Annotated in this window: 14 protein-coding genes and 1 riboswitch; of the genes, 6 read left to right on the top strand and 8 right to left on the bottom strand. The window is 35.1% G+C overall.

Annotated features, from left to right (window positions below):
* Window positions 1-40: 40 nt before the first annotated feature.
* Window positions 41-793, bottom strand: a complete 753-nt coding sequence (locus tag RTL21_RS12125; protein ID WP_312096144.1) for a MurR/RpiR family transcriptional regulator — start codon at window positions 791-793, stop codon at window positions 41-43.
* 242 nt (window positions 794-1,035) lie between these two features.
* Here RTL21_RS12125 and RTL21_RS12120 point away from each other — a divergent pair, with 242 nt between their 5' ends.
* The 4 genes from RTL21_RS12120 (at window position 1,036) to RTL21_RS12105 (ending at window position 4,052) form a co-directional block, all read left to right on the top strand.
* A complete protein-coding gene (locus tag RTL21_RS12120; RefSeq protein ID WP_312096143.1) occupies window positions 1,036-1,470 on the top strand; it encodes a hypothetical protein in 435 nt (144 codons plus the stop codon).
* A 7-nt stretch (window positions 1,471-1,477) separates the two neighbouring features.
* The gene (locus RTL21_RS12115) at window positions 1,478-2,695 is read left to right on the top strand and encodes an ABC transporter ATP-binding protein (RefSeq protein ID WP_312096142.1); all 1,218 of its coding nucleotides are present in this window, start codon (window positions 1,478-1,480) and stop codon (window positions 2,693-2,695) included.
* Between the two features lie 167 nt (window positions 2,696-2,862).
* Entirely contained in the window at window positions 2,863-3,234 is a 372-nt protein-coding gene (locus RTL21_RS12110) for a MerR family transcriptional regulator (protein WP_312096141.1), read from the top strand.
* A 56-nt stretch (window positions 3,235-3,290) separates the two neighbouring features.
* Window positions 3,291-4,052 carry an SDR family oxidoreductase gene (locus RTL21_RS12105; protein ID WP_312096140.1) on the top strand — a complete coding sequence of 254 codons (762 nt, stop codon included), beginning with the start codon at window positions 3,291-3,293 and terminating at the stop codon, window positions 4,050-4,052.
* A gap of 74 nt (window positions 4,053-4,126) precedes the next feature.
* Here the strand turns inward: RTL21_RS12105 and RTL21_RS12100 are convergent, their stop codons facing one another.
* From RTL21_RS12100 to RTL21_RS12070, 7 genes are all read right to left on the bottom strand, one after another.
* The gene (locus RTL21_RS12100) at window positions 4,127-5,146 is read right to left on the bottom strand and encodes a DUF916 domain-containing protein (RefSeq protein ID WP_312096139.1); all 1,020 of its coding nucleotides are present in this window, start codon (window positions 5,144-5,146) and stop codon (window positions 4,127-4,129) included.
* A gap of 186 nt (window positions 5,147-5,332) precedes the next feature.
* Window positions 5,333-5,878 (bottom strand): WxL domain-containing protein, encoded by a 546-nt coding sequence (locus RTL21_RS12095; RefSeq protein ID WP_312096138.1) that lies wholly within the window; start codon window positions 5,876-5,878, stop codon window positions 5,333-5,335.
* Window positions 5,879-6,022: 144 nt separating this feature from the next.
* Window positions 6,023-6,109, bottom strand: a riboswitch (cyclic di-GMP riboswitch).
* Between the two features lie 184 nt (window positions 6,110-6,293).
* Window positions 6,294-7,298 carry a hydroxyacid dehydrogenase gene (locus tag RTL21_RS12090; RefSeq protein ID WP_312096137.1) on the bottom strand — a complete coding sequence of 335 codons (1,005 nt, stop codon included), beginning with the start codon at window positions 7,296-7,298 and terminating at the stop codon, window positions 6,294-6,296.
* 196 nt (window positions 7,299-7,494) lie between these two features.
* On the bottom strand, window positions 7,495-8,718 hold the full coding sequence (locus RTL21_RS12085) for a Bcr/CflA family multidrug efflux MFS transporter (protein ID WP_312096136.1): 1,224 nt from the start codon (window positions 8,716-8,718) through the stop codon (window positions 7,495-7,497).
* Between the two features lie 299 nt (window positions 8,719-9,017).
* On the bottom strand, window positions 9,018-10,388 hold the full coding sequence (locus tag RTL21_RS12080) for a family 4 glycosyl hydrolase (RefSeq protein WP_312096135.1): 1,371 nt from the start codon (window positions 10,386-10,388) through the stop codon (window positions 9,018-9,020).
* Window positions 10,389-10,422: 34 nt separating this feature from the next.
* Complete coding sequence (locus RTL21_RS12075; RefSeq protein ID WP_312096134.1) at window positions 10,423-11,256, bottom strand: carbohydrate ABC transporter permease; 834 nt, start codon at window positions 11,254-11,256, stop codon at window positions 10,423-10,425.
* Window positions 11,257-11,262: 6 nt separating this feature from the next.
* Entirely contained in the window at window positions 11,263-12,204 is a 942-nt protein-coding gene (locus tag RTL21_RS12070; RefSeq protein ID WP_312096133.1) for a carbohydrate ABC transporter permease, read from the bottom strand.
* Between the two features lie 251 nt (window positions 12,205-12,455).
* On the opposite strand from RTL21_RS12070, the gene RTL21_RS12065 reads away from it, so the two are divergent.
* The gene (locus tag RTL21_RS12065; protein WP_312096132.1) at window positions 12,456-13,205 is read left to right on the top strand and encodes a response regulator transcription factor; all 750 of its coding nucleotides are present in this window, start codon (window positions 12,456-12,458) and stop codon (window positions 13,203-13,205) included.
* Complete coding sequence (locus RTL21_RS12060; RefSeq protein ID WP_312096131.1) at window positions 13,202-14,968, top strand: sensor histidine kinase; 1,767 nt, start codon at window positions 13,202-13,204, stop codon at window positions 14,966-14,968. The genes RTL21_RS12065 and RTL21_RS12060 overlap by 4 nt, the downstream gene beginning before the upstream one ends.
* Window positions 14,969-15,026: the final 58 nt, after the last annotated feature.

Here is a 15,026-nt window from a genome sequence, read left to right as displayed (position 1 = left end):
GCTTACAAAAGGGAAAAAACTGGTCTCTTTTAGACCAGCTTTAAGCAGGATATTGCTTTTGATATTGATAAACGAGCACATCAAATAACCGTAATAACGTATAGCTGCTAACTTCACTATTTTCGATTTCTCCACAGCGTAAGACCTCATCAAAAACATATTTATATCGCTCTGAATCCGAAAATGTAATCAATAATTTCTTTCCGTTTGCTTCCTTTATTTTATCATTTATAGCCAACTCTTCTGTGAGGATATTCCCTTGGATAGAAATCGTGATAATCATATCCTCCTCTGTTAAATGAGCCAATGCCTCCAGCTGTTTAAAGAAATTGGTATTGCATTCACATAGCTTTCCAAGAAGAAATAATTGTTTTTGAAGCTCCATCGCTTGAATTTGATGTTTTTCAAAGCCTAAAATAACAATCCTTTTAGATTCATGAATTTTTTGGATAATCCGTTCTAGTTGATCCTTTGGAATACCTTCAATAATCTCCACATTTTCCTTGAGCTTTGATTCAAATGAATCTGCATTCAACTGTTTTTCTCTCGCCTCGTACATTCCACCTTGAAAAGCAACACTGTTTCGGAGATTAGAAAAATTACGAAACCCTATTCGCTTACAAAAACGATTTATCGTAGAAGGGGCAACATTACATACTTCCGCAGCCATCTCTAAAGAATATCCTTCGATATGATGGATATTTTCAAGAAAACTATTGGCAATAGAATAATTGATATCTTTTTCCAGAGAATTATTTATATATGCTAAAAGTGTATAAATTAATTGTTCCAAAATTTCCACCTCAGGATGATCGTATCATATTTTTGTCAGAGAGGTTAAGAATTTGGAGAATAGATACCTATTTGTTAGATTCTCTAGTGATAAAAAGTCAAAATAATCAAGTTTGTGTATATTTTGTGTATATTTTGTGTATATTCATTGTTATCCATTTACTATTTTTTCTAATTATACTAAATTAACAATAACTTAAAATACCTATTGCCTTGGAAAAATCCTCTTGGAAGGTGAATATATTGATAAAAAGTATTAATAAAAAATGGATAATCATATTTATCCTTCTACTACCATTTGCTGCATTTGAAAATACCTTTAAAGCATTTGTTTTTAAAGAAGTTTTCGATTATTTTGAAGCAGCGAATAAACTTCCTCTTGTAAATTTAATCATCTTTACCATTAGCGGCTATTTTTTGATTATGATTAGTCAAACATTATATAACTTTACTGTACATCAAATAATTTTTATGAATATTACAGGCTTAAAACAAAGAATTTTCAAAGTTTTTATTCATTCAGATGATTTACTTCAAGAAAAGAATACTGCATCCTATGTTTCCTTTTTATTAAACGATTTAAAATTGGTTCAAACTAACTATTATGACTCCATATTAAAAATTATCTTAAACCTAATTATTTTTTTAATATCTATTAGCGCTATTTTTTTTCCTTAATAGTACGATGGCTATTCTATTAATAGTAGTATTTATCATTCCTAGTCTAGTACCACAATTATTAAAAAAAAGAATTGTTGACCAAACAGAAGACTGGACAAATAAAAATGAAATTTATACTGGAAAAGTGAAGGATGCTTTTACAGGTATAGATACTATTCGAGGATACGGTATGGAAAAGCGAATGACTGATGATCATTTTACATATAATTCAACGGTAGAAAGAAGTTTTGCGACATTAAACAATTGGCGTGTACTCTCAGATAATATTGTAGGTTTTTTTGGGCTTTGTGGCTTTTTCTTTGTTAATCTATATGGAATAATCCTCGCCACTCGAGGAGATATCACTATTGGAACAGTTCTTGCCATTATTCAGCTTTCTAATACGGTTATTGCTCCAGCACTTGATTCATTGGAGGAGTATAATAAGATATTAACTACCAAAAAAATTCGCGATAGAATACAAAAATTCATGACAAAAACACCCGATATAACTACTAATCATCAAGCAATCCCTTTTAAAGATTCATTAACATGCGAGAGTCTTACCTACAAAATAGGAGATAAAATGATTCTTTCTGATTTAAACCTTGAAATAAAAAAAGGGCAAAAAATTCTTATTACTGGTCCTTCTGGTTCAGGGAAAAGTACCTTATTGAAAATACTTCAAAAGAGAATTCAAAATTATCAAGGTACTATACAACTTGATGGTGTAAACTTTCTAGATGTTGATGCAATTTCTTTTTATAAAACCGTATCCATGATTAATCAAAAGCCGTTCTTATTTGATGATACGCTTCGAAATAATATAATACTTGGAGAGAAATACAGTGAAGCAGATATTTTGAATGCCTGTTATCGGGCTGGACTAACCGAAGTGGTTTTTGATAAAGGGTTAGATTATAGAGTTGGAGAAGATGGGAATAATTTATCTGGTGGACAGAGACAACGCATTGAAATAGCTCGAGCCTTTTTAAGAAATCGTGAAATCCTTCTTATGGATGAAGCGACATCCTCTTTAGATAGGGAAACTGCTAAGGAAATCGAACAAATAATCTTACTAGATAAAGAATTAACTGTTGTTTCTGTTTCTCATCATTTGGAAAAAGAAAACTTATCCGTTTATGACGAAATTATTGTTTTGATAGACGGGAATATAGTAGAATTCGGCTCTTTCGAACAACTTATGCACAGACCACATTCCTATGTGCATTTCTTAGCATGATTAGGAAGAAAATCAGAAACAAATATTTATTTAATGAAGGAAAAAGAGAAAGGGCAATAATTTGCTCTTTTTTTATTGATTTTACGAGCCCCCTCATTTGACTACTTGACTTAAACCGTAGTTTAAGTCGTATACTAGTTCTGTCGACAATGAATGGAGGTCTCCGAATGAAATTTTGTCATATCAGTGATGCATCAGCTAAATTTAATATTCCTGAATCAACGATAAGATATTATGAAAAGCAAGGACTGCTTCCATTAATAGAACGTGATGAAGCTGGAAGGCGGTTATTTTCAGAAAATCAAATGGAACTCCTCGGAACAGTTATCTGTTTAAAGAATACGCATATGCCTATAAAAAAGATTAAACAATATATTGATTGGATTATAGAAGGAGATAGCACCATTCAGCTACGACTTGCAATGATGGAAAATCATAAGCAAGATGTAGTTGCTGAAATATCGTTAATGGAGGAATCCCTAAAAGGAATTGATGTAAAAATAGCACGGTATACGAAAAAGATAGAGGAAAGTATATAGGAAGAAATTTGGTAGCTATATAAAGAGTATAAAATAATTCGAAAAGAGGAATCCAAATGAAACTCTCAACCAATACTATTCTAATCACAGGTGGAAGCGCCGGGATCGGATTAGCTTTTGCAGAACGGTTTATCAAAGCAGGAAATACAGTTATTGTTTGTGGTCGCCGAGAAGATGTACTTCAACAGGCGAAAGAAAAATTTCCTAGCCTCATTACATATGTGAGCGATCTAGCAGTAGAAGCTGACCGTATCGCACTATTCGATTGGGTAACAGCGAACTATCCAGAAATAAATGTGTTAGTCAACAACGCAGGAATTCAACAACGTTTTAATGTGTTAAAAGCAGACGCTAAGAATGATTGGAGCTATTTTAACAAAGAAATCACTATTAATATGGAAGCTTCTATCCATCTGTCTATGTTGTTTGCGCCATATTTTTCAGAAAAAGAAAATGCGACCATTGTTAATGTAACATCAGGCTTAGCCTTTACACCGATGGTAATTGCTCCAATTTATTCAGCAACCAAAGCGGCAATGCATTCTTTCACCATGAGTTTAAGACACCAGCTTTCTGACACTTCTGTAGAAGTAATCGAAGTTGCACCTCCAGCGGTGAATACAGATTTAGGCGGTGCCGGCTTACATACTAGCGGTGAACCATTAGATGCCTTTGCCAATGGAATTTTCCAAGGATTAGAAGAAGGAAAGCTGGAGATTGGATATGGTAGTTCTGTCAATCGCTTGCGCATGTCACGTGATGATTCAGATAAGCATGTTGAAAATATGTACAATGCTATGAAAAAGACAATCGAGTAAATTATTCATTACTGTTCAGAGAAAAAAACTCACCACGATTGGTGAGTTTTTTTCTCTCAATTTATATTCAACTTCTACTTTCTTCTCTTTCCAATAAAAAACATCACTAAACCAAATAAGACTGCTCCAATTATCCAAACCCATATTGGAATGCCATTATCTACTTTCACTTGAGTAGCTTGTGTTTTCTCTGCATATTCCGTTACATCTTTGTTATTAATGGTAAAGGGTTTAGCTGTGGATACCTCTTTCCCATCAACTGTCCCTTTTATATTTAATGTATAGTCGCCATCTTCAAGTGTTTCATCATTCCATTGGATTGGATATCTTATTTTTGTCTTAGGGGCCATTTTAAAAGGTCCATATTCCCCTTTAAACAACTCGTTTCCATCCTTATCTGAAACCGAATAAGTACCAGCTATTTTTTCTTGGATTTTTTTTGCATCGTTGCTCATTTCCATAAACACAAAACCAGTTTCGCCAATAAAACCTGCTTCTCCATATTGGAAGTTATCAGGCACTTCATTTGGTATATTTAGTTGAAGTGCAATGGCATAGACGGTCTCTGTTTTCAAAATAAAATTCGCAGTGCCCTCTTCCGCTTCTTGTTGTGTTTCCGTTTCCTCTCCTTGCGTTGTAAATAGAATACCTCCTAAAATATGCTGTCCATCTAATTCTGGAACTGTTAACTCAATGGGTACCTCCACAGATGTTGATGGAGGTACCTTTACAGTCTCTTCTACTTTAATAAATTCAGCCAATCGAACAGCATCCTCCAAAAGAACGGTATCGGCAGAGTCTAGCTCATCCTCATAGAGCATTCCACCATTTGGATTAGTATAAGCATTTGCTGGCTTAATACTTATCGTTACCTCTTTGTCCTCATTGTTGGTAATGCGCACTTGAAGTGTTTGTGCTTCGCTAGAATTTACAGACAGATCAAAGTACCCTTTTGTTTGAGGATTTTGATTTTCTGGATAGATTGACTCAATGGTTAAAGGAACGCTAGCTTCCTCTGCCTTCACATATATACTAACTAATGGAGATGCCATTCCAAATATGAGTATTAAAAATAAAATTCGAAACACTTTCATGCTTGTACCTCCCTATCGTTGGCTTATTTTAACCAAGTTAGAGAATTTTCATTAGAGCAGAAAAAGAAAAAACAATATCGATTGAACATGTCCTCCTTATCTTTGAATATTTAATGCTAAAAAGGGATTAATAATAAACAAAAAAACCATGCCTTATTAGACATGGTGATTCAGAATTCCTTTATATCATGGTCCAGTTGTAACAGTTACAGTAACAGTTGAAGTGTAATTTCCTTCTTTTACATCTTTCGGTAAAAGGTTTAATGTTAAAGTGTTTGCATCTACATTATACGTACCCATACCGCCACCTTCAGCAGCAGAAAGAATTTTTACGCCAGTAGCATTGTCGATTTTACCATCTGCTTTTGTTATAGTTGTTACATCACTAGCTCCAGCCTGCGCAGATACTGTTGGAAGAGCGATATCTATTGAATTGGTTGGTAATGTTAATCCATTAGCTGAATCCGAAAATTGATCAGCTTTCACCACAACGTTCCATCCATCTCCAGTTCCTGTTGCGTCAATTACAGTAAATGCACTGAGAGCAGCAGTACTATTTTGAACTTGTCCATTAAGAGTTACAGAGCCAAAGTTATCAACACTTGGTTGAGTACCAAATGATAATGGACCACCTTCGATTGCTGTTTCAGAAGCAAACGCTGATTGTCCACCCACAAACGCTGAACCCATAATTGCTAAAGTAGAAATTGTAGCAAATAATTTTTTAACCATTGAATTTCCCCCTTTAGACTGAGTGTTTAATTTATTTGAAAATAGCACGTTATTTTTATCCATTAAAAAATCCCTCCAACACAAATTTTTTGAATCGGAAGAAGCTTGAATTTCAACTCATAACACGAGTATCATTCTCCATTCTTCAGCAGCCCAGCCACCATCGTGAATCTCACGTTAAGGTCTGTAGCTTTGCGTCCCAATTTTTCAACTGGTTTGCCTTTGTTGCAGAATGAGAACGATTTTGACTCTCTGTATTTATTGTCGAATATCGTCGTCCATCACTCTCTGAAACTAACTATACTCTGGAATAAAAAAAAGAGATAGATATAAAATTTTTCCAGCATAGTTTTTAATGAGTTGTCACGAAGATAGTTTAGATAAAAATACAATAATTAAATATATTAATATAACTTCACTTCCTAATCAAACTTCCATTCTTCCCCAAAACACTTGGATTGGCAACAAACTTTGGTTCCTCTCCATTTAAGAAATTAATGACATTCTGTGCAACAGTAGTCGCCATACTATAATTACTTTCCTTCGTTGTTCCTCCTACATGCGGGGTGAGAAGGACATTCGATAAGCTTAATAATTTGCTGGCCTTTGGTATTGGTTCCACTTCAAACACATCAAGTGCAGCACCTGCGATTTTATTTGAGGATAAAATCGTATATAAATCATCTTGATTAATAACAGCTCCTCTTGCCGTATTGATTAAATATGATGTTGGTTTCATTAAAGATAGTAATTTATAATCAATCGAGTATTTCGTTTCTTCATTTAATGGAATATGAATGGATAAAAAGTCAGACTCAGCGAATACCTTTTTGATATCATTTGTCATTTCAACCTTTAACTCTTCTGCTTTTTTATGTTTATCAGGACTGTATTCTCTTACCCATGCGGACACTTTCATATCTAACCCATACACTAATCGTTTTGCTACCTCTTGTGCAATGCTGCCAAATCCTATTAGCCCGACTTTCTTCCCTTTTAATTCTTGGGTGCTTATTTGATTCCTCGAATCAAAGTTCCCTTTTTCCATTTCTTTATGATAGCTTAGCAGTGACTTACTCAATGCCATAATAAACATCACGGTATGCTCTGCAGTGGAAACCTTATTTACGGAAGGTGCATGCAATACTGGAATTCCCATCTTTGTAGCATAGGCAACATCAATATTATCAAGCCCGACTCCTGCTCCAGAAATCACTTTTAAATGAGGATTCGCATCGATTATCTCCTTTTCTATTCTTGCAGGCGCTCTTAAAACTACCGCATCCACCTCTTTGACTAGTTCACATAAATTTTCCATACTATAATCATCTGTTCTGATAACCTCTGCCTTACTGTTTAAGATTTCCTCTGCTGCTTCATGATACATGGGTAAAATTTGTAGCACTTTGGGTTTTTTCATATATAATGCCTCCTCATTTATCACTAATTAAATACAAAGTATTCAATATTTTCTGAATTTTATTACTAGTATCAAGTTTCTTTACCTATACTAGATAATTTTATCAATATTTATCTCTCTCGAACATAATTACATCCTTTTCCTTTTTTCTCTCAAAAAACAGGCGCCTTCTTTTGGGAAGCGCCTGAATTACAAATTAATTATGAGTCACATGCTTTGGTGTATTTACCTTTAAAGAACCTTTGCGAACTAGTACAAAATAGGATAAGGAAGCTAATAAGCTTGATACGAAGATGATAACTCCCATTGGAAGAGCTGTATGTTCTCCCCCAATTCCTACTAATGGTGCCGTTAATGATCCAAGTAAGAATGGTAATAACCCTAATAAAGCAGATGCACTTCCTGCCACATGTCCCTTTGTTTCCATTGCTAAAGAGAATGAGGATGTACCAATAATACTGATGGAAGTTACGAATAAGAAAATAGGTATCGCAACTGCTAATAACGGTGCATGTATTAGAATAGCAATTACTAGCAAAATAGAAGCAGACAAGGAAAGAACTAAACCGCTCTTCAAGAAAGTTTTCTCAGAAAATTTGGATAGTCGACCAACAATTTGTGTTCCTATAATTAAGCCAATACCATTTATCCCAAACAATAAACTAAAGACTTGAGGAGAAACGCCATAAATATTTTGATATACAAAAGAAATACCAGATACATAGGCAAAGATTCCTGCAGTAGTAAAGCCTTGTGTAAATGCGTAACCTGCAAATTCACGGTCTTTTAATAAAGAACCGAAATTCATAACTACTTGTTTCATATTACTCGGAACCCGCTTTTCAGTTGGTAATGTTTCTTCCAGTTTGAATGAAACGACTACCGTCAAAATGACACCAACTAAAGTTAATACAAGGAAAACAACTTTCCAGTTTGCAAAAGAAAGAATAGCCCCTCCAATGATTGGCGCCACAATCGGACCTAGATTTCCAATCAACATCAACGTAGCAAAAAACTTCGTTAGTTCTCTTCCACTATAAAGATCTCGAACTACAGCTCTTGATATAACAAGACCACCTGCTGCCGCAAACCCTTGTATGAAACGAGCAACAATCAACATAGAGATATTTGGTGCTATCGCACATATTAACGAAGATAGTAAATACAAACCAAGAAAAATAATCAATGGTTTACGACGGCCCTGTACATCACTCATCGGCCCGATTATCAATTGCCCCAAGCCCAGTCCTAACAAGCAAGTCGTTAAACTAACTTGCACAAGGGATGCAGTCGTATGAAATTCTTCGACAATCGTTGGAAATGCAGGCAAATATGTATCGATGGTAAATGGACCTAATAGGGAAAGTGATCCCAATAGAAAAGCAATTTGTAACCTTTTAGTCTTTGTTAAAGTATTCAATATTCTATCGCCTTCCTACAGTAAATTTTCTATATCCTTTCGAATATGAACCTTAAAAAAAATGCTTCTTTCAAAGAAGGAAGCATTCGTGCTTTACATATTGTATTACGAATCTTGAAATATTTCACCCATTACGCACTTATTTTTTTATTAAATTTTTTTATGGCTGGGACAAGGGGACAGCTCCCTTTTTCCCCTCACATATTAAAGAACACCCACAAATCCTTGATAACAACATTTGTGAGTGTCCCATCTTTTCTCTCATTCACTAGCAAAGGAATAAATGGACTATCTTATTCCTATAATTGACCAGTCTTAGCCAGCATTTCATTAAATAGTTCCTGCGCATCTTCTGGTTTAATGGTACTTAGCAAAGGATCCTGCACAAAGGCCTGGAATGCTAAATCCTTATCCTTTTGGAGGGCTGCTTGCAGAACAGTTTCTTGATTTGTCACATGGCGCATTACCATGTTTTGCACGGGCTTTGGCAGTTCGCCTGCAAGTACTGGTCGCACACTGTCATAGCTAAAAACAGCATTCGTTTCTACTACCACATCATTCGGAATCCCACTTATTTGGCCTTTGTTCGGTATATTTACATTCGTCATAAATTCGCCTAGACCTAGGAGGCCTTTCATAATATCGATTCCTTCTTCCCCAGTCATTTTTTGTTCAAACGGCTCAGTACCATCCGCTAACCGTTTACTTTTTTCCACTAGCGCTTGTTTATTTTGCTTTCGCCAAGCAACTGGTGTTAAACCAAATTTCCATTCTCTTACCATTTCTGGACTTTTTAAATACCATGTATTGGGCATAAATTCAGCCAAATGACGATCTCCTGCTGCTGCAATTACCCCAAATCGTTTAAATAAATCAAATTTCACTCTCTCCGCAGATACAAAATGATTATTCATCCAATGACCTCTTTCAGACCCTTCAAACCCATTCTCAGCATATTTATCTACAAACTTTTCATACAATGGCATTAAATCTACTCCCTTGTAGGAAGCTTGATCAATCCACGTAAAGTGATTAATTCCTAACACATTGACTTTTATCTCCTGACGCTTTACTCCCTCTATTCCCAAAGACTCTTGAACCATAGAAGCAAGTAATTTTTGTGTTCCAAATACTTCATGACAGCAGCCAATCGCTTTAATTTCCGGGAAAGTCGCATACAAAGTTCTCGTACATAGACTCATTGGATTCGTATAATTTATCACCCAGGCTTTAGGCGCATACTCACGAATCTGAGTCGCAATATCCACGAAGATTGGAATCGACCGTAGTGCTCTAACCAACCCTCCTGGTCCAACCGTATCTCCAACCGATTGATACACCCCGTACTTTTCCGGGAAATGGACATCCGACTCCATGTCATCAAACGATCCAGGAAGAATAGAGATGATGACAAAGTCAGCTCCCGTTAAGGCTTCGTCGATTGTTTTTACTGCTTCATACTCCCATTTTCCAGCTACATCTGAACGTTCCAATAATCGATTCCCAATTAATTCATTTTGATAGGCAGCCTGATAGTTAATGTCATATAATTTCACCTTACCCGAAATTGCTTCCTCATTCGCAAGATCACTCATCAATCCCCACGCCCATCCTTGTGAGCCTCCACCAATATAAGCAATTTGGATATCTTTTGTTTTGATCGTATTCATTTTTTCCAATCTCCCTTTTATAATAATTTTTTGTTTAGCCCTTTAACCCACTTGTGCTAATACCTGAAACAAAATACTTTTGGCAAACAAAGAAGACAAGTATACACGGTAAAATGGTTATTACCGACATCGCCATAATTTCATTCCAAGTAACAGCCCCCTCTGCATCTAAAAACATACGCAAACCAAGGGAAACAGGATATTTTTCCACACTGTTGATGTATATAAGAGAATTAAAGAAGTCATTCCAAGTCCACATAAATTGAAAGATTCCGACGGAAATTAAAGCTGGTTTTAATAAAGGCAAATGAATTTTCGTTAAAATCATAAAGGAATTACAACCATCCAAAATAGCAGATTCATCTAGTTCCTTCGGCAAGCCGCGAATGAACTGAATGAGCATAAATGTAAAGAATGGAAAAGTAGCTAGTAATGCCGGTACATAAAATGGTAGGTACGTATCTAACCATCCCAGCTTATGAAACAATAAGTACCTCGGTACAATAACAACAGCTTGTGGAAGCATAAGCGTTGCTACCATAACTCCAAAAAGGATTTTTTTAAAGGGAAATTCAAATCTGGCAAATCCGTAAGCCACAATGACACTCGATACAATCGTAAATAGAACAGTCGGAACAACTAGTTTAATAGAATTCATTAAAAACATTCCGTACGTAGTTTCCCCAATCCCCTTCCAACCGTTCCGAAAAGCCTCGAAGGAAAAATTGTCGGGGATTAGGCCAATCCCTGTAAAAATTTCCTCATTCGTTTTAAAGGTTGCAGAAACCATAAATAAAAAGGGATAAATCAGCACGAGACCAAAAATGATTAAAAACAGGTATAAAAGAATGTTATTTCTTTTCGTCATACTAGATCACCTCTCATCTTGATAAAACACCCATTGTTTGGACGTTTTGAAAAGTATTAATGTAAAAATAAGGATAATGATAAACAGAATCCAAGAAAGAGCAGATGCATAACCCATTTTTAAATAAGTGAATGCGTTTTCATAAAGCATTACACCATATAAATACGTAGACTTTAATGGTCCTCCATTCGTAATGACAAAAGCAGCAGTAAACTCTTGGAATGCATTAATTGTCTGCATAATAATGTTAAATAATAGAATAGGTGTTAGCATCGGCAATGTAACGGAAAAAAACGTCCGAATTTTCGAAGCACCATCGACCTTAGCTGCTTCATATAATTCAGCTGGAACCTGCTTCAATCCTGCCAGGAATAAAACCATCGAAGAACCAAACTGCCAAACCGTTAACAAGCTAATCGTCAATAAGGAGGTGTCAGGATTACCCAACCAGTTTTCCGTTGGTAAATGGAAGAATGCCAGCACATCATTAATTAACCCGTCCTCTGAGAACATAAACCTCCATAAAATCGCTACTGCAATCCCTCCACCTAAAATCGAAGGTAAATAATATGCTGTTCGAAAGATGCCCATCCCTTTGATATTAAAATTAAGAAGAACTGCTACTAGCAAGGCAAAGGCAATTTTTAATGGCACAGCTATTAAAACATAATAAAAGGTTACCTTTAGAGAGGTATAAAAATCAGGATCATCTGTGAACATCTTGACATAGTTTGATAGTCCAATAAATTTTGGTTCGCTAATAATATTGAAATCTGTAAAGGAGAGATAAAAAGAATAGATCAATGGATAAAGCTCAAATACGGAAATACCAATCAACCAAGGTAAAATATATACAAGACCGATATATTGGTATTTCCTTTTCTTCTTGGTCTTTACGCTTAGTTGAATTTCACTCTGAGGCAAACTAATTTCTTTTTTTGAATACATCCAAAACTCCCCTTTCTATACCGCTGTTAATGATTGTCATTTCCAGCCTCCTCATGTAATATATTCATAGTAGTTACTTTATTAATTATTATTTTATAGAAGGAATGCGGGAATAAAAAGGTATCCCAATTTTTATAATCCACCAAAAGTTAAGCGTTTTCATAAAAAGGTATCATTTTTTCGCTTATATGTATCTTTTCTTCAGAGCTAAATATTTAGCCAAAAGGATCCTTTCATAGGAGGAGGTCTATATGTATAAAGTGTTATTGGTCGATGATGAACCTGAAATCCGCCATGGTCTTATCCATTACTTTCCTTGGAATGAAATTGGATTTGAAGTGGTATCAGAATGCCAGAATGGGAAAAAGGCATTAGAATATATCACAAACAATGAAATTGATGTATTATTCAGTGATATTCAAATGCCAGTCATGAATGGATTAGAGCTGGCCGAAGAAGTGGTAAAGCGGGGATTACCAATCAAAATCGTGTTGCTAAGTGGCTATCGAGACTTTGAATATGCAAAAAAAGCCATCAGATACGGCGTTTACGATTATATCATCAAGCCTAGTAAATACGATGAATTATACAGCGTCCTTTCGAATTTGAAAAAAGAATTAGATCCACGCCAAACAAGACCGACAGAAAATACATCAGAACAAATGACCTATAGTGATCATATCATTGAAACAATAAAAAAATATGTGAATGAACATTATAGCAGTGCGACGCTTGAAGATGCTGCTTTGCTAGTCCATATGAGTGCCAATTATGTTAGTACCTATTTTAAAAACAAAACAGGAGAAAATTTTTCCACCTATGTACATACTGTTCGAATGCAAAAAGCGGCAGCATTTATCTTAGACAGCCAATACAAAATCTATGATGTCAGTACAATGGTTGGGTATAGCAACCCGAAAAATTTCACTAGGATGTTTATTAAATTTTTCGGAAAAAGTCCAAGAGAATATCGGAAAAAACCTAGCCTGGACGGATTATGAGTCAAAAATATTTTATTAAAAACATCCTCTTTTTCCTATGCCCCATGTTAATTCCATTAACACTGCTTGGGGCCTTGTCCTATACCATTGTCGAGCATCAGTTTAAACAATCTATTACGATGAATAATAACAATCTATTAAACCAAATGGAGCAGCATATCGACTTAATCTTCAATGAGATGAATTCGTTATACTTAGATAATAGCGCGAATTCCGAAAATATTATGAACTTCAAAGACTTCCTACGGGCAGAAACACTAAATTATGAGCAAACAAGAGCATTAAGTTTTAGCTTAAGCACCCTGACAACACAGGCCCTTGCTCGACCCTATATTTATTCCATTTATGTGTACTATGATAACCAATACAAACGTGTCCTTACTTCAAGCGATGGATTAGTAACGTTAGAACAATTTTATGATCAAGAATGGTTTAGTCAGTTTAATAAAAAAAATACGAACAGCAAAGTTTGGGTTCAAAATCGAACGATCAAAAACTATAACTTTCATGCACCACATGATGTGATTAGCCTTTACCGGAATATCTATTGGTCTAACTCAACAAAGGCCCAAGGAATCATTGTCTTAAATATGAAAAAAAGCTATTTCAAAACAATTTTAAACAACTTAAAAACCTATCAAAATCAAACCATTTTTGTCCTTGATGAAAACAATCAGTTTCTCTTTGGGAACAAAAATAGCCCTTCCAAAAAAAAAATTGACCTTAACCAGATTGGAGATAAAAAACAAGATTCCTTTTCGCTCCAAGTAAATGGGGAATCATATTTAGTCACGAAACACCATTCTAGTACAAGCGGCTGGAAATATGTCTCGATTGTCCAAACAAATATACTCTATAAAGTCCCAATTATGTTAAAGCGCATAACCATCGCCTTAAGTATTATTTCTTTCATTCTAGGTATTTTAATCGTCATTTACTTTTCCCATAAAAATATCAGTCATCTTCGCAATGTCATTTCGATTATTCATTCTGCCAAAAATGGACAACAGCATTTGCCCGAAACGAAGCAATTTAAAGATGCGGAATATCAATATATAGTGGAGAATATCATCAAATCCTATGTGGAACAAAATCAGCTAAAAATTGAACTGACGGAAAAGAAATATCAATTACAATCTGCAGAAATACTAGCCTTGCAAAGCCAAATGAATCCACATTTTTTAACAAATACGCTTACGACAATTTATTGGAAAATACTCGCTTTAACTGGTAAGCCAAATGAGGCTGTACGAATGCTTGAATATTTATCCGATTTATTAAACTTCTCGTTAAGAATTGGCGGGAGAACCGTCAATATTGAAGAAGAAATTCGTAATACGAATAATTATATTAACATTCTTCAAATCAGGTTCAAGGACCAGCTATCGGTTCAATGGGACTATGATGATACGATTTTACATGAAAGTATTTTGAAGCTCCTTTTCCAGCCTTTTATAGAAAACAGCATTTCACATGGTTTAAATAAAGAGGAAGAGTCTAACTCTATTAAAATAAAGATCAAAATCAAACAAAAGCAAGCTGGCATTGAAATTATTATTATTGATAATGGAAAAGGAATTTCGAAAGAAAGAATAAAAGAACTATACGAGAGTTTTTCTCGGGATGACTTTTCCACTGAACATATTGGCTTGAGCAATACAGTGAGACGACTGCAGCTTACCTATCATCATAAGAGTACCTTTCGCCTTTTAAGCAAACCTGGCTGGGGAACCGCCATCATCATTTATTATCCATTTGATTAAAATCAGGTCATAGAAAACGGGAAGCAGACAAATTGTTTGCTTCCCGTTTCCCTTTCTC

Origin of the sequence: Niallia sp., from assembly GCF_031978665.1 — a bacterium.
GTDB lineage: Bacteria > Bacillota > Bacilli > Bacillales > Cytobacillaceae > Niallia.
This window is presented reverse-complemented; position numbering and strand designations above follow the sequence as displayed.